Below are 19490 nucleotides of genomic sequence, written 5' to 3' on the forward strand. Positions count from 1 at the left end.
TGAAAGTCTCTCAAATCTTGTAATCAGGCGCTGTGACGAGCAGAAGAGGGTAGGCGACGCAAGTGCACAAGCAGCAATGCGATTGCTGCGGGCGTCATCCCTTCAACGATTGCGGCCTGGGCGATGTTGAAAGGTCGAGCAGCGCTGAGTTTTGCCTTGAGCTCGTTCGAGAGACCGGAGAGTACGTTATAATTGAATTCTAGCGGTATCTGCCGGTCTTCGTCGCGTTGTTGATCGGCAATCGCCGTGGCTTGTCGATCCAGATAAACCGAATACCCGGCCTCGATTTCCAACGCTTCCGCGACTTTCGGCCCGATCGCGTCAAGCGCCTCCGGCCAAACATGCCGGAGCGCGGCCAGATCATAATTCGGATAGGAAAGCAAATCATAGGCAGTTCGGCGCTGCCCATCGAGATTTATATTCAGGCCCGCGCGTCGCGCTTCATTCGGCGTGACCGTCAGCGACTGCAACAGCGCCCGGCCATTTTCGATTTCGGCCTGATAGGACGTGAATCGCTGTACCCGCTCGCTGCTCACGCATCCGAGCCGCATGGCCAGGGGCGTCAAACGCATATCGGCATTGTCAGCCCGTAAAGTCAGCCGATACTCCGCGCGCGATGTAAACATTCGGTACGGCTCCGTAACGCCGCGTGAGGTGAGATCGTCGATCATGACGCCGATATAGGAACTCGTTCGGCTAAAATGGAACGGTTCCGAATCGATGCTTCGCAATGCAGCATTCAACCCGGCTGCCAGACCCTGGGCGGCAGCCTCCTCATATCCGGTGGTGCCATTGATCTGACCGGCGAGAAACAGGCCTTTCAACCGTTTGACTTCAAGCGACGGCGTCAGCTCTCTCGGATCAACATGATCATATTCGATCGCATAGCCCGGTTGCAGAATTCTTGCCACTTCAAGACCCGGAATCGTTTTGATGAATTCGGCCTGAACCTCCGCCGGCAAGGAGGTAGAAATCCCGTTCGGATAGACCGTGTCATCGTCCAGTCCCTCGGGCTCGAGAAAGACCTGATGTCCATCCCGCTCTCCGAATTTCACCAGCTTGTCTTCGATAGACGGACAATAACGAGGCCCGACGCCTTCGATCTGCCCGGAATACATCGCCGAGCGCATAATGTTGTCGACAATAATGCGATGGGTCGCTTCGGTCGTCCTGGTGACCCCGCATTCGATCTGTGGCGTGGTAATCGCGTCGGTCATGAAGGAGAACGGAACAAGCTCCTCGTCAGCCCCTTGTCGGCCGACGGATTGCCAGTCGATTGTCTTTCCATCCAGCCGCGCTGGTGTTCCGGTCTTCAGACGTCCCAACCGCAATCCCAAGCGGGCGAGGGTCGCAGACAATCCGATCGACGGCGCTTCACCGACACGCCCGGCCGGTGTCTTTTCCGAACCGATATGAATAAGACCGCGCAGAAAGGTTCCAGTGGTCAAAACCACCGCCGGCGCTTTCAGGGTTCGACCATCCTTCATAATCACACCGGTGACGCGACCATCGACAACGTCCAGATCGAACGCATCGCCTTCGATGATATCCAGGCCTGGAGTCGCTTCGATCGCCGCCAGCATTGCAAGGCGATAAAGCTTTCGATCGGCCTGTGTCCGCGGACCGCGGACAGCCGCGCCCTTCTTCTTGTTCAGCATCCTGAACTGAATGCCCGCAGCATCGGCAATACGACCCATCAGGCCGTCCATCGCGTCAATTTCCCGAACCAGATGGCCCTTGCCAAGCCCACCGATTGCCGGATTACACGACATGACGCCAATCGTGTCGCGTCTATGCGTAATCAGAGCGGTTTTCGCCCCGAGGCGCGCAGCTGCGCCGGCAGCCTCCGAGCCCGCATGGCCACCACCTATCACAATCACATCGAAGGCATTATCTGTCATTCAAGACTCCACATCCGGCAGACGTTTCACGTGAAACCAGCGTAAGCTGGCGCCTAGGGTTTCACGTGAATCATTTGCCGATACAAAACTCCGAGAAGATCACCCCGAGCAGCTGTTCGACGTCCACTCTTCCGGTAATTCTGCCCAAATACTCAGCGGCAATTCGCAGCTGCTCGGTCCGCAGTTCGAGATTCACATCCTCCTGCGATATTGCCGCATCGAGCGCCGTTAAACATTTCGCTAGCGAATCCTTATGCCGTTGGCGGCTGGGGATTGCCATAGATAGGCCGGCAAAACGTTTGTCGACTATGTTGCCGATCAACCGCCGTAGTTCCGGCAGACCGTCACCCGTCGCCGTCGAAATCTGCAGATCATACCGATCCGCTGCGATATCGATGAGATCCTTCTTTGTCCCGACAGTAACATGTGGAGAGGCTTGCTCCAAGTCGTCGGGAATCTGAGGATCCGTCATGTCAACCAGCATCAGGACAAGATCGGCATCGCGAAGCGCAATACGCGCGCGCCGCACGCCTTCCATTTCGACCCTGTCGTCCGCCTCACGAAGTCCCGCTGTGTCATAGAGCTTGATCAGATAACCATCAATATCGAGATCAACCTGCAGGACATCGCGCGTGGTTCCGGCAATCTCAGTCACAATTGCCACGTCACGACGGGCCAAAGCATTCAGCAGGCTCGATTTTCCGGCGTTCGGAGCGCCGGCGATGACCACCTTGAAGCCGTCTCTGATAATCTCGCCGGCCGAAGCTGCCGCTAGGTGATGCTCGATATCACCGCGAAGTTCCCCCATATCGGCCCAGACCATATCCGACACCGACCCTGGAACATCATCCTCGTCGGGGAAATCAAGTTCCGCCTCGATCAGCGCTCGGGCGCGCGTTAATCGTTCCGCCCACGAATCGTAAATTGTGGAAAGCCCGCCTGCGCTGTGTTCGACCGCAAGGCGTCGCTGCATCTCGGTCTCGGCGCCGATGAGGTCGGCCAGACCCTCAACCTCGACGAGATCAAGTTTGCCGTTTTCAAAGGCCCGGCGGGAGAACTCGCCCTCGACTGCCATTCGAACACCCGGAATATCGCCGAGCGCGTGAAACAGCGCCGCCAGCACTGCCCTGCTGCCGTGGATTTGCAGCTCGGCAACATCCTCGCCGGTAAACGAATTCGGAGCAGGGAAAAACAGCACCAGACCACTATCGATCGGCTGATCGTTACGAGTCCGAATCGTCCGGTAAGATGCCTGCCGGGCTGTTGGAACGGATCCGACGAGCTTCACCAAAGTGTCTCTGGTCAGCGGCCCGCTGATTCGAACGACCGAAACACCCGAAGGCAGGGCACCGCTCGATAGCGCATATATGGTATCATTCAACATGGCCATATCGCCTGGTTCATCGGTTGGAATCGAAATCGATTCCTCTCAAATAGAAAAGCTGGAGGCGTCATGACGATGCCTCCAGCTTTAAGGGGTGAATCCGGCTAAGGATTATGTGTTCATCGATTCGAAGAAGTCGGAATTGTTCTTCGTCTGCTTGAGCTTGTCGATCAGGAATTCGACCGCGTCGGTCGTGCCCATTGGAGCAAGGATGCGGCGGAGCACGAAGATCTTCTGCAGATCCTGGCGCGGAACCAGAAGGTCCTCCTTGCGCGTACCGGACTTCAGGATATCCATGGCCGGGAAGATACGCTTATCGGCGACCTTGCGATCGAGGACGATTTCCGAGTTGCCGGTACCCTTGAACTCTTCGAAGATCACTTCGTCCATGCGACTGCCGGTATCGATCAGCGCGGTCGCGATGATCGTCAAAGAGCCGCCTTCCTCGATGTTACGCGCCGCGCCGAAGAAGCGCTTCGGCCGCTGCAGAGCATTGGCGTCCACACCGCCGGTCAGGACCTTGCCTGACGAGGGAACGACCGTGTTATAGGCACGCCCCAAGCGCGTGATCGAATCGAGCAGGATGACAACGTCGCGTCCGTGTTCGACAAGGCGCTTGGCTTTCTCGATGACCATCTCGGCCACCTGCACGTGACGGACGGCTGGTTCGTCGAAGGTCGAGGAGATAACCTCGCCGCGAACCGAGCGCTGCATGTCGGTCACTTCTTCGGGGCGTTCATCGATCAGCAGGACGATCAGATAGCACTCCGGATGGTTGGCGGTGATCGAATGCGCGATGTTCTGCAACAACACGGTCTTACCGGTACGCGGCGGCGCGACGATCAATCCACGCTGGCCCTTGCCGAGCGGCGCCACCAGGTCGATCACACGTGGCGACAAATCCTTGGTGGTCGGAATATCGAGTTCCATCTTGAAGCGCTCGTTCGGATAGAGCGGCGTCAGATTGTCGAAATGGACCTTGTGCCGGATCTGTTCCGGATCGTCGAAATTGATGGTGTTGACCTTGAGCAGCGCGAAATAGCGCTCGCCTTCCTTCGGTCCACGGATCGGGCCTTCGACGGTATCGCCGGTTTTCAGCGAGAAACGGCGGATCTGCGACGGGGAGATATAAATATCATCCGGGCCCGGCAGGTAGTTCGCATTGGGCGACCGCAGGAAGCCGAAACCGTCCTGCAGCACTTCGACGACGCCTTCGCCGATGATTTCGACATCCTGGCTGGCAAGCATCTTGAGGATCGCAAACATCAGCTCCTGCTTGCGCATCGTGCTTGCGTTCTCGACCTCGAGCGATTCGGCAAATGCCAGCAGATCCGTTGGGGATTTACTCTTAAGTTCCTGAAGCTTCATTTCAGCCATGAAGTGACCAATACTCTTTTTAATTTCAAAGGGGAAAGGCGATGTTGGGTCGTATTCGGTACCGCGAAAGGGCTCGCAGACGACTGAACTCTACACACATGCCACGTAGATGAGATGCGCGGAAAATAGCGACTCGCAATCGCTGCCGCAAGAGGGCTGCTTAAAATGAAGCAAATTTATCCTGAGGACGATTTTCCTCAGAACGGCTTCACCACGACGAGGATGACGATCACGACCATCAGCACTGTCGGCGCCTCGTTCATGAACCGCCAGTAACGCGCGGAGCGGCGATTTTCATCCCGCTCGAACGCCCCGACGGCGCGGCTGAAGAACATATGAACACCAGTCAGCAACACGACGAGACCGATCTTGGCATGCAGCCAGCCGCCGTGGAATCCATAGACCGACCAAGCGAGATAGAGGCCGAAAATCCACGTCAACATCATCGCCGGCGTCATGATGATTCGAAGCAGCCGACGCTCCATTACCTTGAAGGTTTCCGATTGCACCGAGCCGGGCTCCGCATCGGTGTGATAGATGAACAGCCGCGGCATATAGAACAGCCCGGCCATCCAGGAAATGACCGCGATGATGTGCAGCGCCTTGATCCAGAGGTAGAGATTATCGGGGTTCCACGCAAAAAGCCCGACCGCCATCAGCGCGAAGAAGACCAGCGCAAAATGAGCCCGGCGCCTGGCGTAGGCGCCAGATCTCCGATCGGTCTGTTTTTCCATCGTCACGCCCTGACTCGCACGCGCCCGCCTCGCACCTGATCGACCAGCAGACGCACATGCTCGGGGTCAGCCTGCGGCGTAATGCCGTGACCGAGATTGAAGATCAGCGGTCCATTGCCGAGATGCTGCAGAATATCGTCGATGCCCTCTTCCAGTGCCCGGCCGCCGGCAACGACGCGCATCGGATCGAGATTGCCCTGAACCGGTCCGTCTTTCTGAAGTTCGGCGGCAAAGGCCAGCGGGACCGACCAGTCGAGGCCGATCGCATCAGCACCCGTCTTCTGACGATAGTTTTTCAGCTGGTAGCCGGCGCCCTTGGCAAAAGCGATGATGCGAGCATGCGGCCGTTGCGACTTGACCGAAGCGATCATCCGCGCAACCGGCCTAATCGCAAACGCCTCGAACTCCTTCTCGCCGAGAACGCCAGCCCAGGAATCGAAGATCTGCACGGCATCGGCGCCGGCATCGATCTGGGCGACGAGATAATCGGCCGATACGTCGGCAAGCAGCATCAGCAGATGCTCGAAGGCGCGCGGATGCCTGTAGGCGAAGAGACGCGCAGGAGCCTGATCCGGCGTGCCGTGACCGGCGATCATGTAGGTCGCAACCGTCCAAGGCGCGCCGCAAAAGCCGAGCAGCGTCGTCTCCGCTGGCAACTCCTCACGCAGTCGCCGTACCGTCTCCAGAACCGGTCTGAGATAATCGACAACCTCTTCGCCATTCAATCTGCCGATCCCGGCTTCATCGATGGGATCCATCTCCGGACCATGGCCCTCGGTGAACCGGACATTCCGCTTCATTGCATCGGGAATGACCAAGATATCGGAAAACAGTATGGCCGCATCAAAGCCATAGCGGCGGATCGGCTGCAATGTCACTTCGACGGCGTGCTCAGGGGTGTAACAGAGATCGAGAAAACTCCCTGCCTTTGCCCGCGTCTCCCTATATTCCGGGAGATAACGTCCTGCCTGTCTCATCAGCCACAGAGGAGGAGGGGAGAGGCTCTCGCCACTCAAAACCCTCATGATCTTTCGGCGCGTATCGCTCAAGCGCTTCTTCCCTATAAAAAAACAAAGATATTTTAAAAGGTTTCTATTTCTTAGAGTCGGTGACTATCAAGGATTAAAATCCATCCACTGCCGTCGCCATTTGTCGCGCGCCTGCAAAACAACATCGGAAAGATTTGTCCATCTCGTCCGAATCTCGGGGAGAAGCTGAATCTGAAAATGATTCCAAATCCTTCCGGGTTGGCAATTTTTCTTATAGCTGTGGATAGGCTGTGGACGAGCTTTCAAGATTTAGATCTCTTCCCCATCGTCCACAGGGCCAATCAAAACCGACCCGCAAAATCCGAAATGTGGATAAGGAGGCATGTTTTCCCTTGCCGCAGACTGCCTCGCCGCCGTAGCTCTGTTTCATCCAGTGTTTTCAACAGGCAGCGGAAAATAGCGTGGAGAACAGAACGAACTTCTTTCATCTGCATCTGATTTCTGACTCAACGGGAGAGACTCTGATCTCCGCCGGGCGCGCCGCGTCCGCGCAGTTCAGATCAGCCCAGCCGATCGAACATGTCTATCCGCTGATCCGCAATCGCAAGCAGCTGCTGCCGGTTCTGCAGGCGATCGATGACGCCCCCGGCATCGTGCTCTACACCATTGTCGACCGGGAGCTTGCAAGCCTGATCGATGAGCGCTGCATCGAGATGGGCGTCGCCTCGGTGAATGTGCTGGAGCCGGTGATGAATGCCTTCCAGATCTATCTCGGCGCCCCGTCGCGCCGTCGGGTCGGTGCCCAGCATGTGATGAATGCCGGCTACTTCGCGCGCATCGAAGCGCTGAATTTCACCATGGATCACGATGACGGTCAGATGCCCGACGACTACAACGACGCCGATGTCGTGATCATCGGTATCAGCCGTACGTCGAAAACGCCGACCAGCATCTACCTCGCCAATCGAGGCATCAAGACGGCGAACATTCCGATCGTCTATGGTGTGCCATTGCCGGAGAGCCTCTTCGTCGCGAGCAAACCGCTGATCGTCTGCCTGATCGCCACCACCGACCGTATTTCCCAGGTGCGGGAAAATCGTGTGCTCGGCGTGACGCAGGGCTTCGATCGCGAACATTATACCGATCGCGCCGCGATTTCGGAGGAGCTGAAATATGCCCGCTCGCTTTGCGCCCGCCATAACTGGCCGCTGATCGACGTCACCCGCCGCTCAATCGAGGAAACGGCCGCGGCAATCGTTGCCCTGCGGCCGAAGCTGCGCTAAGCGCTGACGAAAAGCTGGCACGCCGAGGAACCCCATGACGCCGAAACTCATCCTTGCATCGTCGAGCCCCTTTCGCCGGATGCTGATGGAAAATGCCGGTCTGTCCTTCGAGGCACATGCCGCAAGGATCGATGAACGGGCCGTCGAAGCGCCGCTGGAAAAAGCCGGCGCTAAGCCTGACGCCGTGGCCCTCGTGCTGGCCAGGGCCAAGGCCGAAGAAGTCAGCAATCGTTTTCCGGATACCCTGGTCATCGGTTCGGATCAAACGATGTCACTCGGCGACAGCGTCTTCCATAAGCCGAAGGACATGACCGACGCGGCTAGTCATCTTCAAGCCCTTTCGGGAGTAACCCACCGATTGAACAGCGCCGTCGCCATCGTCAGCGATGGTGTGGTCTTGTGGCAACATCTCGCCCATGCGCAGCTGACAATGCGGCCGCTGACGGCGGAATTCATCGCCAGACATCTGGCCCGGGTTGGCGAACGGGCGCTTTCCAGCGTCGGCGCCTATCAATTGGAGGGGGAGGGCATCCAGCTCTTCGAGAAAATCGAGGGTGACTATTTCACCATTCTCGGCCTGCCGATGCTGCCGCTCTTAAAAAAATTGCGACAACTCGGAGCGATCGATGGGTGATTCACGTGAAACATTCGGGCCGAAAGCGTTTGTCACGGGCTTTCCCATCAAGCATTCGCGCTCACCACTGATCCACGGATATTGGCTGAAGACGCTTGGTCTGCCAGGCAGCTACCGCGCTCATGAAGTGGCACCCGAGGCCTTTGCCGATTTTATTCACTCGCTGAAGGATGGCAGTTCCGGCTTTATCGGAGGCAATGTCACCATTCCCCACAAGGAATTGGCGTTCCGGCTCGCCGACAAGCCGGACGCGCTATCGCAAGAACTCGGCGCTGCGAACACGCTCTGGCTGGAGGACGGCGCCCTGCATGCGACGAATACCGACGGTCGTGGCTTCATCGCCAATCTTGACGAACGCCATCCGGGCTGGGACCGGCGTGGCACGGCCGTGGTTTTTGGCGCCGGCGGCGCCAGCCGCGCGATCATCCAGGCGGTCCGTGATCGCGGGTTCAAGGAGATCCACGTCGTCAACCGCACCGTCGAACGCGCGCGCGAACTCGCGGATCGTTTTGGCCCGCGTGTACGGGCCCACCCGACCGGTGCGCTTGCCGAAGTGATGAAAGGCGCCGGCCTCTTCATCAATACCACCTCGCTCGGCATGGACGGCGAGGCGGCGCCGCAACTCGATTTCTCGCCTCTTGCGGCCGATGCCGTCGTCACCGATATCGTTTATGTGCCCTTGAAGACGCCGATCCTGGCACAGGCGGAAGAGCAAGGATTTCCCATCGTTGATGGTCTCGGCATGCTCTTGCACCAGGCCGTGCCCGGATTCGAGAAATGGTTCGGCCAGCGTCCCATCGTCGACGCGGCGCTACGCGCGCTCATCATCGCGGATATGGAAGCACACTGATGCTGAAGATTGGTCTCACCGGCTCCATCGGAATGGGAAAATCGACGGCGGCAAAGCTCTTTGCCGACACAGGAATCCCGGTGAATGATTCGGATGCCGTGGTTCACGATCTCTATGCCGGCGAGGCTGCACCCCTGGTGAATGCTGCCTTCCCCGGCACGATGAAGGATGGAGCAGTCGACCGACATGAACTCGGCCGCCAGCTCGCCCTTGATCCTGCCGGCTTCAAACGCCTGGAAGCGATCGTCCATCCGCTAGTTCGCAAACGCGAGACGGAATTTCTAGAGCGGCAACGCGCCGCCGGCGCCGACATGGTACTGCTCGATATTCCATTACTTTTCGAAACCGGCGCCGAGGCAAGAGTGGATGTAATCGTCGTCGTCAGCACTGATCCACAGATTCAGCGCCAAAGGGTGCTTGCGCGCGAAGACATGACCGAGGAAAAATTCGACATGATTCTCTCCCGCCAGACGCCGGACGCCGAAAAACGGCGGCGGGCCGATTATCTGGTCGATACCAGTCACAGTATCGCGACGACGAGGGAACGAGTGCTTGAGATCGTCGCCGACCTGAAAACGCGGATTGCCAAGGGAGATTTCCGGAATGCGTGAGATCATCTTCGATACGGAAACAACCGGCCTCGACAACCGCGCCGACCGCATCATCGAAATCGGCGGCATCGAGCTCTTCAATCATTTCCCCACAGGCAACACGATCCATATTTTCATCAATCCCGGAGATCAGAAGGTTCATCCGGATGCGCTCGCCGTGCACGGCATCACCGATGAATTTCTGAAGGACAAGCAGCCTTTCGCGGAAGTTGCCGAACAAATCCTCACCTTCTTCGGCAATGCGAAGTGGATTGCCCATAACGCCACCTTCGATATGGGCTTCATCAACGCGGAATTCGCGCGCATCGGTTTGCCGCCAATCCTGCCGGAACGGGTGCTCGATACCTTGTCGATGGCGCGGCGCAAACATCCGATGGGGCCGAATTCGCTCGATGCGCTCTGCCGGCGCTACGGCATCGATAATTCGCACCGCACTAAACACGGCGCGCTGCTCGACTCCGAACTGCTTGCCGAAGTTTATATCGAGATGATCGGCGGCAGACAGGCAGCCCTCGGCCTCGGCATGGCCGGCAAATCCAGCCAGGCGGATCGCGGCGACATGGCGATGGAAGACGATGTGGTAATTGCCGCCGTGCTCGAGCGGCCCCGGCCGCTCGCCCCGCGCCTCAGCCAAACCGAGGAGCAGGCGCATGAGGCGCTCATCGCCAAACTCGGTGAAAAAAGCATCTGGGCGAAATACGCCAACCTCGATTAAACCGGCCCTCAATTGAAAATGCCCGGGACCAGCCCGGGCATCCGCATTTCAAACAAGAAAGACCCGGTCAGTTCGGAACGGCCTGAACCTTGGCGCGGGCCTGTTCTTCGGCAACGCGCTGAGCGAACATCTGCGTGAAGTCGATCGGGTCGATCATCAGCGGCGGGAAACCGCCGTTGCGGGTGACGTCGGCGATGATCTGACGAGCGAAGGGGAAGAGCATGCGCGGGCACTCGATGAAGAGAACCGGCAGCATGTGTTCCTGCGGGAAACCGGCAACGCGGAAAACGCCGCCATAGGTGAGTTCGGCATGGAAAACCGTCTTGTCGCCGTCCTTGGCTTCGGCATTCAGCGACAGCACGACATCGAAATCCGTATCGGAAAGCGGGTTGGCGTTGACGTTCACATTGATGTTGATCGTCGGCGCCTTGTCGCGGGCCTGCAGCGAACGCGGAGCACCCGGATTTTCGAAGGACAGATCCTTGGTATATTGCGCAAGGATCGAAAGGGTGGGGTTGGCCGCACCGTTGCTGTTGTTATCGTCTGCCATTGGCTTTTCCTCGAGGGGCATGGGAATGGTGCCGCCATCTAACATTTCAGGGAAGGGCTTACAACCCTGGGCGATTGGCGCGGTTGATCAGCCGCAGTGCCTCAGTCGCCGAGATGCTTGCCGGACCACGGCGAGTTGCGATCCGGCTCTCTATGATAGTCCTCCTCGTCGAGATCGACCACCTTCGAATTCGGCTTGCGGTCGCGGAAATCGGGTTGCGGGCCAGAGGAAGAGCCGCCCTTGGCATTGACGACGACGAAGCGTTTGGCGATCGTCCGCCAGACGAGATCGCGCACCGGCGGAATGAGAATGAGGATCGCGATGATATCTGTGAGGAAGCCGGGAATGATCAGCAGCAGCGAGGCGATGACGTTCATCGCCGGCCGCAGCAGGTCGCGGCCCGGCATCACCCCATTTCGTCCTTCGCTCGACATTTGGCGCAAAATACCAATGCCCTGCCTGCGCAGCAGAACCACGCCGAGAACGAAACCCAGCATGACGAGCGCGAGCGTCAACCACAATCCGATCGCCCGGCCGACGACGACGAAACCGGCAATTTCGGCGAGCGGCAACAGCAGAATGAAAGCTGGCAGGATCGAAAAACGCATGTCGGTCATGTCCCGGGCTCACCGGTCTCCTCTTGGCGCCGGCGAAGATGCCAGCCATCATTTGAATCATCTGTATAGGCAGACTATATGGGAGTACAAATCAGAGATGTTAACGGCGGCTGCGATACGATATGAGTTCGAACGACTTCATCACATTATTTTTCCTGGTGGCGGCTGTGCTGATTTTCTTTCAGCTCCGCTCCGTGCTCGGACGCCGCACAGGAAATGAGAAGCCGCCGCGCGATCTCTATACGCCGCGGGATGCGGCTCCGGCCGAAGCCGCCGATGCCGGCAAGGTCGTGACGCTACCGCGGCGCGATGCGACAACGGAGGATGAGGATCGCTTCGCTGCCATCGATGCTTTCGCGGCACCCGGAACGCCGCTCAACGAATCGCTGCGCGCGCTGAACAAGGCCGATCCCGCCTTCAGCCCGAAGGAGTTTCTGAACGGCGCCCGCATGGCTTACGAGATGATCGTCATGGCCTATGCCGATGGCGACCGGAAAACGCTGAAGAACTTGCTGTCCCGCGAAGTCTATGACGGGTTCGATGCGGCGATCGGCGAGCGCGAGGCCCGGGGCGAGAAGGTGAAGTCCACCTTCGTCGGCATCGACAAGGCCGAAATCACCCATGCGGAAACAAAGGGCAGCGAAGCGCAGATCACCGTGCGCATCGTCAGCCAGCTGATATCGGCCACCTACGACAAGGCGGATGTGCTGATTGAAGGCGACGCCGAAAACGTCGCCGAGGTCAACGACCTCTGGACCTTCGCCCGCGACACCCGCTCGCGCGATCCGAACTGGAAACTCGTGGCGACCGAATCGGAACATGAGTGACCACGCATCGGACTTCGTCCTGCAGGCCATAAGCTTCGACACTCTGGAAGGCTGGAAGGATGATGATCCCTCCGGCCTTTTTGAAGTCATGCGAAGCTGCCGCCGGCAGATCACCGATGTCAAACCGTACCGCACCGGATCGCTTGGCCTGAGCTCGGAAGACCTGCTTCCGCTTCTCGCCGCCGCCGAAGATTTCACGCCATCATCTCCGGCATCGGCACGAGGCTTTTTCGAGACACACTGTCGGCCCTTTCTGATCCGCCGCAAGGATGGCAATTCCGGCTTCGTCACCGCCTTCTACGAACCAGATATCGACGTGTCGGAACGGCCGGACGAAATTTTCCGTTTTCCTTTCTACAGGCGTCCGGACGATCTGATCGATCTCGACGATGCCAATCGCCCCGCCGAACTCGACAAGGCCTATGCTTTTGGCCGTCTGCATGACGGCCGCGTCGCTGCCTATCCGGACCGCCGCGCCATCGATCAGGGGTTTCTCGAAGGCCGCGGCCTCGAAATCGCCTGGGCGAAGTCGAAGGTGGATGTCTTCTTCGTGCATGTGCAAGGTGCTGCCCGCCTGCGTTATGAGGACGGTCGTATCGGCCGCATCACCTATGCGGCGAAAGCCGGCCATCCCTTCTCGGCGATCGGCAAGCTGCTGATCGAGCGAGGAGAGATCGATCGGGCGGAGATTTCAATGCAGGCGATCCGTGCCTGGCTGGCGCGCAATCCCGAGCGCGTCGACGAAGTGTTATGGCATAACCGCTCTTATATTTTCTTCCGTGATGCACCGGTTGCTGATCCGAAGGCAGGTCCGATCGCGGCCGCCAAGGTGCCGCTTCTCGCCGGGCGCTCGCTTGCGGTCGACCGGATGATCCATACCTTCGGCTTTCCTTTTTTCATTCGCGCCGAAAGCCTCACCCATCTCGACCAGGGCCGGCCGTTCCGCCGGCTGATGCTGGCGCTCGATACCGGCTCGGCGATCGTCGGGCCGGCGCGGGGTGATATCTTCACCGGCTCGGGGGACATGGCCGGAGAACGTGCCGGCACCGTCCGCAACGACGCCGATTTCGTCATCCTCATTCCCAATGCCGCCGCCGGACGATTCGACTGATGGCCAGGGATCGCAAGCTGAGTGCGGATGAGAGGATCCTCTGGGGCAAGGTTGCCCGCAGCACGCGACCGATGCCCGGTAAGGCGGGGGCGTTGACCGAACTCGATGCCTTTCTTGCTGAAGCCGAAGCGGCGGCCGAACGGGAACAGGAAAAGCAGACGCCCGCCACGCCCATGCCGCTGCAGCCGACAGCACCGTCAATGGCAAAGCCATCGGCCGGGGTGCATCATCCGCTGGAAAAGCCGGTCAAGCGTAAAATCGCCAAGGGCCGGCTGGCGCTCGAAGCGCGGATCGACCTGCACGGGCTGGTGCAGAGCGAGGCCCATGCCATCCTTCTTGATTTCCTGATCCGCGCCCACGAGCGCGGCATGCGCCATGTGCTGGTCATTACGGGTAAGGGCAGCTCCATGGGCAGCGAGGGCGCGCTCAAGCGGGCCGTGCCTCTCTGGTTCTCGAAGCCGGAATTCCGCTACCTGATCTCCTCCTATGAGTCGGCCGCACAGCATCATGGCGGTGAGGGCGCGCTCTACATTCGCCTGTCGCGGCGGCATGGGGAAAGGCCATGACACCCTTCGGAGAGGCGGTTCGCAGGCTGAGAGCGCGCAAGGGCGTCTCGCAGAAGGAGATGGCGGAAGCCCTGAATGTCTCTCCCGCCTATCTCTCGGCGCTCGAACATGGAAAGCGTGGGCTGCCGACATTCGATCTGCTGCAGCGCATCGCCGGTTATTTCAACATCATCTGGGACGAGGCCGAGGAACTGTTCCTGCTCGCCCGCTCGTCCGACCCGCGCGTCGTGATCGACACCTCCGGCCTTCCCCCCGAATATACCGAATTTGCCAACCGGCTGGCGCGGCGAATCCGCAGCCTTGACAGCGCCGAGATAGGCCGGCTATCGGCTCTTCTCGAAAATGGCGGCAAAGGCGACGGAAAAGCGTCATAATCCCCTGTTTTATGCCTTGTTTTAGGGGCTTGCCATTGGGAACTGGGTTCAAAAAACCTATATACGAGAGTGAAGAAAGCCGGTGATTCGCAAGGCGCGCCGCAGCTTTACGACAACAGGGAAAATCTCGACAGAATGAGCGATACATCCGCGACGGAAAACGGCGTAAGCACCGAATATGGCGCAGATTCCATCAAGGTTCTGAAGGGCCTCGATGCCGTGCGTAAACGCCCCGGCATGTATATCGGCGATACCGACGATGGCTCCGGCCTTCATCACATGGTTTATGAAGTCGTCGACAACGCGATCGACGAAGCGCTTGCCGGTCATGCCGACATCGTCACCGTCACCCTCAATCCGGATGGCTCGGTGACCGTCACCGACAACGGTCGTGGCATCCCGACGGACATTCACACCGGTGAGGGCGTGTCGGCTGCCGAAGTCATCATGACGCAACTTCATGCCGGCGGTAAGTTCGACCAGAATTCCTACAAGGTTTCCGGCGGCCTGCACGGCGTCGGCGTCTCCGTCGTCAACGCGCTGTCCGTCTGGTTGAAGCTGAAGATCCGCCGTCACGACAAGATCCATGAAATGAGCTTCACCCATGGCGTGGCAGATGCTCCACTGAAGGTTACGGGCGACGCGCCGAATGAGACCGGCACGGAAGTGAGCTTCATGCCGAGCACCGGCACCTTCACCATGACCGAGTTCGACTACGGCACGCTGGAGCATCGCCTTCGCGAGCTCGCCTTCCTGAATTCAGGCGTTCGCATCCTGCTGACCGACAAGCGCCATTCCGATATCAGGCAGGAAGAGCTGCGTTATGACGGCGGCCTCGAGGCTTTCGTCGCCTATCTGGACCGCGCCAAGAAGTCGCTCGTCGACAAGCCGGTTGCCATCCACGGCGAAAAAGACGGCATCACCGTCGAAGTCGCGATGTGGTGGAACGACAGCTATCATGAGAACGTGCTCTGCTTCACCAACAACATCCCTCAGCGCGACGGCGGCACGCATATGGCCGGTTTCCGCGCGGCGCTGACGCGCCAGGTCGTTTCCTATGCCGACAGTTCCGGAATCACCAAAAGGGAAAAGGTAACGCTGCAGGGCGAAGATTGCCGCGAAGGCCTGACGGCGGTTCTGTCGGTCAAGGTGCCGGATCCGAAATTCTCCTCGCAGACCAAGGATAAGCTCGTTTCCTCGGAAGTCCGTCCTGTTGTCGAAAGTCTCGTCAACGAGGCGCTGAACACCTGGTTCGAAGAACATCCGAGCGAAGCCAAAATCCTCGTCGGCAAGGTCGTCGAGGCCGCCGCCGCACGCGAAGCCGCCCGCAAGGCCCGCGAGTTGACCCGCCGCAAGGGCGCACTCGATATCGCTTCGCTGCCGGGCAAGCTTGCTGACTGCTCCGAGCGTGATCCGACAAAGTCCGAAGTCTTCCTCGTCGAGGGCGATTCCGCCGGCGGCTCGGCCAAGCAGGGCCGCTCACGCGAGAACCAGGCGATCCTGCCGCTGCGCGGCAAGATCCTGAACGTCGAACGCGCCCGATTCGACAAGATGCTGTCGAGCCAGGAAATCGGCACATTGATCACCGCGCTCGGCACCGGCATCGGCAAGGACGAGTTCAATGTCGAAAAGCTGCGCTACCACAAGATCATCATCATGACGGACGCCGATGTCGACGGCGCCCATATCCGCACCCTGCTGCTGACCTTCTTCTTCCGCCAGATGCCGCAACTGATCGAGCGCGGTCATCTCTATATCGCCCAGCCGCCGCTCTATAAGGTCTCGCGCGGCAAGTCGGTGCAGTATCTGAAGGATGAGAAGGCGCTCGAAGAATATCTTATCAGCCAGGGCCTGGAAGATGCTTCGCTGAGGCTCGGTAGCGGCGAGGTTCGCGCCGGCCAGGATCTGCGCGAGGTCATCCTCGATGCTCTGCGCATGCGCGCGCTGCTCGACAATCTCCATTCGCGCTATAATCGTTCCGCCGTCGAACAAGCGGCGATTGCCGGCGCCCTCAACGCCGAGCTCGCCAGCGAGCCGGGGAGAGCGCTGGCGCTGGCAAGCGAAGTGGCAGGGCGCCTCGACATCATCGCTGAGGAAACCGAGCGCGGCTGGCAGGGCGATGTGACAACCGATGGCGGGCTGCGCCTTGAGCGCATGGTCCGCGGCGTCAGGGAAATCGTCGTGATCGACATGGCGCTGATCGGTTCCTCGGATGCCCGTCACATCGACCAGCTGACGGGGCGCCTCAAGGAAATCTATCAGACGCCGCCGTCGCTACATCGCCGCGAAGGCGACATCGAAATCTCTGGCCCGCGCGCCCTGCTCGATGCGATCTTCACGAGCGGCCGCAAGGGCCTCACCATGCAGCGCTACAAGGGCCTTGGCGAGATGAATGCCGAGCAGCTCTGGGAAACGACGCTCGATCCGAATGTGCGTTCGCTGCTGCAGGTCAGGGTCAACGACGCCACCGACGCCGATGGTCTCTTCGCCCGCCTGATGGGGGACGAAGTCGAACCGCGGCGCGAATTCATCCAGGACAATGCGCTGAGCGTTGCAAACCTTGATATCTAATTGATATTTCAGAAAATAAATGGCCCCGCTGTCCTTTAGGATGGCGGGGCTTTCGTTTGCCCGATATCTACTTGGCCCTTGGCTTCGCTTAATTCGCGACGAAGCGCCCGTTGAAGGCGACCTCGGAGAGCGGCTTGCGTTGGCTCGGGAATTCGCGCGCCTGATTGCGTTCGGAAAGAACGCTCTTGTCGGCCAGCCGGCCGACGGCGACGCCTGCCTCGACCCGGTATCCCTCGGGAATGCTGAATGCCTGGCTGATTTCCTCGTGTTTGATGCCGCCCATGCCATGGGCGTAAAAGCCGGAGAGGCGCGCCTGGATCGCCAGATGCCCCCATGCCGCACCGGCATCGAAGGAATGGGTGTAGCTCGGCTTTTCCTCAGCCGAGCCGGCAGCCCCGGTGAAGGCGCGCGACACGACGAAGATCAGCGCCGATGCATTCCTGGCCCATTCCTGGTTGGAATCGTTGAGCAAGGCGACGAATTTCTCCCAAGATTCCGAACCCTTGAGGCCATAAATGAAACGCCAGGGCTGGTGGTTGGCCGACGACGGCGCCCAATGGGCGGCGTCGAGCAAACCGAGTAGCTGCGCTTCCTCGATGATTTCACCGGTGAAGGCGCGGGGCGACCAGCGGTCAAGAAACATCGGATCGACCGGATATTCGGATTCGCGGTGATTGCTCTTCGTCATGCTTGTTCCAAGGTTCGGGTGGAAAATTTGGATCGGGGCTGGGCTTAACGCATGTCGCGCAAAGCGTCAGCGGTATTGCGGTAACGATATGCGTAAAAAAAAGATCTAAAGCGCGAGAAGCGTAGCTGAAAGATGGCGACGCGCTTAGTCCGTCCAGACGATGTCGAGTTCTTCGCGGAAGGCGAAGCGCTTCAGATGATCGTCGATGACGTGCTGCATCCTTTCCTGTTGCGAGGGATCGGCGACGGAAAGTGTCATGGTCAGCGTCGCACCGTCGGCCGCAAGGGTCACCTCGGCCGTATCGCTGAACGGCACCCGGCCCTTCAGAGGATCAAAATCGACGCTGAACTTGTGGCTCCAGTGTTTGCAGAGCTGCTGCAGGTAGCGGCTTGCATGTTCGGTCGGCACGACGGCCTTCGAGAGATGCATTTCGAACTCCACGTCACTAAAGCGCCGAAAGATTGCGACGCGCTTTAGCGTAGTCATATTTCCTGCTTCACCGGCTTGGCAAGCGCAGCATCGTCGCAGTTTGGGTGTACAGACTGTCCTCATGAGAGCGGCCTGACGCCGGCGTCGAAGCAGGATAATGAACTGTCTTAATCAATGGATTGGGGAGTTGCGCATGCTGGTGAACGGAAAGTGGACGGAAGACTGGCAGCCCGTTCAGGCAAAGGACGAAAAGGGCGGCTTCGTCCGCCAGACGTCGAGTTTCCGCAATTGGGTGACCCCGGATGGCAGCGCCGGGCCGACGGGCGAAGCCGGCTTTGCAGCCAGCGCCGGCCGTTACCATCTCTATGTCGCTTATATCTGTCCCTGGGCCTCGCGCACCCTGATCGGCCGCAAGCTCAAGGGCCTGGAAGACGTCATCTCGGTCTCGGTCGTCGAACCGCTGCTGAGCAAGCAGGGTTGGCGCTTCGGTGATTATCCCGGCGCGACGGAGGATCACGTCAACGGCGTAACCTATATGCATGAAATCTATACCAGAGCGGCGCCGGATTTCACCGGCCGGGCCACCGTGCCGGTTCTCTGGGACAAGCAGAAAAAGACCGTCGTCAACAATGAATCCGCCGATATTCTGCGTATGCTGAACAGCGGCTTCGGCGGTCTGGCAAAAAATCCGATCGATCTTTACCCGGCGGAGACGCGCACCGAGATCGATGCTTTCAACGATCGCATCTATCCTGATCTCAACAACGGCGTCTACCGCGCCGGTTTCGCCACCACGCAGATCGCCTATGAGGAAGCCTTTGCCGATGTCTTTTCCTGCCTCGACTGGGTCGAGCAGCAGTTCGAGGGCCGGTCTTTTCTCTTCGCCGATCATCCCACCGAGAGCGATATCCGGCTTTTTGTAACGCTGGTGCGCTTCGACGTCGCCTATCACGGCATCTTCAAATGCAATCTGCGCCGGCTTTCTGATTATGCCAATCTGCGCGCCTTCTGCCGCCGCATGCTGGATTGGCCGGGCATCGGTGAAACGGTGAACCTCAATCACATCAAGCGCGGCTACTATTCGATCGAAAGCCTCAATCCGACGAAGATCGTTCCCGCCGGCCCTGATCTAGCGGAAATTTTTGGAGCATGATGCCGAAAGATACGGGCGGTTTTCGGCGGAAATCACCCAAATCGCGGAAAAGCCGTACCGCTTCCCGGCAAAGCCGTAATGACACCGATGAATAATTCCTTCATAGGTGGTTGCAAATCCGTTTTC

At 59.0% G+C, this 19490-nt stretch carries 20 protein-coding genes; 11 read left to right on the forward strand and 9 right to left on the reverse strand.

Annotated features, from left to right (window positions below):
- Positions 1-23: 23 nt before the first annotated feature.
- The 5 genes from mnmG to hemE form a co-directional block, all read right to left on the reverse strand.
- Positions 24-1901 (reverse strand): tRNA uridine-5-carboxymethylaminomethyl(34) synthesis enzyme MnmG, encoded by a 1878-nt coding sequence (mnmG, locus tag C3Y91_RS19615; RefSeq protein WP_018068932.1) that lies wholly within the window; start codon positions 1899-1901, stop codon positions 24-26.
- A 70-nt stretch (positions 1902-1971) separates the two neighbouring features.
- Positions 1972-3291, reverse strand: a complete 1320-nt coding sequence (mnmE, locus tag C3Y91_RS19620; RefSeq protein ID WP_018068931.1) for a tRNA uridine-5-carboxymethylaminomethyl(34) synthesis GTPase MnmE — start codon at positions 3289-3291, stop codon at positions 1972-1974.
- Positions 3292-3396: 105 nt separating this feature from the next.
- Positions 3397-4662: a transcription termination factor Rho gene (rho, locus tag C3Y91_RS19625; RefSeq protein ID WP_012759538.1), complete on the reverse strand. Its 1266-nt coding sequence runs from the start codon at positions 4660-4662 to the stop codon at positions 3397-3399.
- 197 nt (positions 4663-4859) lie between these two features.
- On the reverse strand, positions 4860-5396 hold the full coding sequence (gene hemJ / locus C3Y91_RS19630; protein ID WP_018068930.1) for a protoporphyrinogen oxidase HemJ: 537 nt from the start codon (positions 5394-5396) through the stop codon (positions 4860-4862).
- A gap of 2 nt (positions 5397-5398) precedes the next feature.
- Positions 5399-6445, reverse strand: a complete 1047-nt coding sequence (gene hemE, locus C3Y91_RS19635) for a uroporphyrinogen decarboxylase (protein WP_018068929.1) — start codon at positions 6443-6445, stop codon at positions 5399-5401.
- 401 nt (positions 6446-6846) lie between these two features.
- On the opposite strand from hemE, the gene C3Y91_RS19640 reads away from it, so the two are divergent.
- The 5 genes from C3Y91_RS19640 to dnaQ are packed head-to-tail and all read left to right on the forward strand — an operon-like array spanning position 6847 to position 10478.
- Entirely contained in the window at positions 6847-7668 is an 822-nt protein-coding gene (locus C3Y91_RS19640) for a pyruvate, water dikinase regulatory protein (RefSeq protein WP_011649834.1), read from the forward strand.
- Positions 7669-7702: 34 nt separating this feature from the next.
- Positions 7703-8302, forward strand: coding sequence for a Maf-like protein (locus tag C3Y91_RS19645; protein WP_018068928.1), 600 nt, complete (start codon positions 7703-7705; stop codon positions 8300-8302).
- Positions 8295-9152 (forward strand): shikimate dehydrogenase, encoded by an 858-nt coding sequence (locus tag C3Y91_RS19650; protein ID WP_168575714.1) that lies wholly within the window; start codon positions 8295-8297, stop codon positions 9150-9152. The genes C3Y91_RS19645 and C3Y91_RS19650 overlap by 8 nt, the downstream gene beginning before the upstream one ends.
- The gene (gene coaE, locus C3Y91_RS19655; RefSeq protein WP_018068926.1) at positions 9152-9763 is read left to right on the forward strand and encodes a dephospho-CoA kinase; all 612 of its coding nucleotides are present in this window, start codon (positions 9152-9154) and stop codon (positions 9761-9763) included. Before C3Y91_RS19650 ends, coaE begins: the two co-directional genes overlap by 1 nt.
- Positions 9756-10478 carry a DNA polymerase III subunit epsilon gene (gene dnaQ, locus C3Y91_RS19660; RefSeq protein ID WP_018068925.1) on the forward strand — a complete coding sequence of 241 codons (723 nt, stop codon included), beginning with the start codon at positions 9756-9758 and terminating at the stop codon, positions 10476-10478. Before coaE ends, dnaQ begins: the two co-directional genes overlap by 8 nt.
- Before the next feature lie 67 nt (positions 10479-10545).
- Here the strand turns inward: dnaQ and secB are convergent, their stop codons facing one another.
- Together secB and C3Y91_RS19670 are read right to left on the reverse strand one after the other, a co-directional pair.
- On the reverse strand, positions 10546-11028 hold the full coding sequence (gene secB / locus C3Y91_RS19665; RefSeq protein ID WP_003544086.1) for a protein-export chaperone SecB: 483 nt from the start codon (positions 11026-11028) through the stop codon (positions 10546-10548).
- A gap of 101 nt (positions 11029-11129) precedes the next feature.
- Positions 11130-11636, reverse strand: coding sequence for an FxsA family protein (locus C3Y91_RS19670; RefSeq protein WP_032989534.1), 507 nt, complete (start codon positions 11634-11636; stop codon positions 11130-11132).
- Positions 11637-11767: 131 nt separating this feature from the next.
- On the opposite strand from C3Y91_RS19670, the gene C3Y91_RS19675 reads away from it, so the two are divergent.
- The 5 genes from C3Y91_RS19675 to gyrB all read left to right on the forward strand — a co-directional run bounded on the left by C3Y91_RS19675 (position 11768) and on the right by gyrB (position 17094).
- Positions 11768-12472, forward strand: a complete 705-nt coding sequence (locus tag C3Y91_RS19675; protein WP_018068923.1) for a Tim44/TimA family putative adaptor protein — start codon at positions 11768-11770, stop codon at positions 12470-12472.
- Entirely contained in the window at positions 12465-13583 is a 1119-nt protein-coding gene (gene mltA / locus C3Y91_RS19680) for a murein transglycosylase A (RefSeq protein ID WP_024322898.1), read from the forward strand. Before C3Y91_RS19675 ends, mltA begins: the two co-directional genes overlap by 8 nt.
- Complete coding sequence (locus C3Y91_RS19685) at positions 13583-14149, forward strand: Smr/MutS family protein (protein WP_018068921.1); 567 nt, start codon at positions 13583-13585, stop codon at positions 14147-14149. Before mltA ends, C3Y91_RS19685 begins: the two co-directional genes overlap by 1 nt.
- The gene (locus C3Y91_RS19690) at positions 14146-14523 is read left to right on the forward strand and encodes a helix-turn-helix domain-containing protein (RefSeq protein ID WP_018068920.1); all 378 of its coding nucleotides are present in this window, start codon (positions 14146-14148) and stop codon (positions 14521-14523) included. Before C3Y91_RS19685 ends, C3Y91_RS19690 begins: the two co-directional genes overlap by 4 nt.
- A 135-nt stretch (positions 14524-14658) precedes the next feature.
- Positions 14659-17094 carry a DNA topoisomerase (ATP-hydrolyzing) subunit B gene (gene gyrB / locus C3Y91_RS19695; protein ID WP_168575715.1) on the forward strand — a complete coding sequence of 812 codons (2436 nt, stop codon included), beginning with the start codon at positions 14659-14661 and terminating at the stop codon, positions 17092-17094.
- An 88-nt stretch (positions 17095-17182) separates the two neighbouring features.
- Here gyrB and C3Y91_RS19700 read toward each other — a convergent pair whose 3' ends face one another.
- Entirely contained in the window at positions 17183-17782 is a 600-nt protein-coding gene (locus C3Y91_RS19700) for a nitroreductase family protein (protein ID WP_018068918.1), read from the reverse strand.
- Positions 17783-17926: 144 nt separating this feature from the next.
- Positions 17927-18211, reverse strand: coding sequence for a DUF2218 domain-containing protein (locus tag C3Y91_RS19705; RefSeq protein WP_024322896.1), 285 nt, complete (start codon positions 18209-18211; stop codon positions 17927-17929).
- 193 nt (positions 18212-18404) lie between these two features.
- Here C3Y91_RS19705 and C3Y91_RS19710 point away from each other — a divergent pair, with 193 nt between their 5' ends.
- On the forward strand, positions 18405-19364 hold the full coding sequence (locus tag C3Y91_RS19710; RefSeq protein WP_075225886.1) for a glutathione S-transferase family protein: 960 nt from the start codon (positions 18405-18407) through the stop codon (positions 19362-19364).
- Positions 19365-19490 lie beyond the last annotated feature (126 nt).

This window comes from Rhizobium ruizarguesonis, from assembly GCF_012349115.1.
Lineage (GTDB): Bacteria > Pseudomonadota > Alphaproteobacteria > Rhizobiales > Rhizobiaceae > Rhizobium > Rhizobium ruizarguesonis.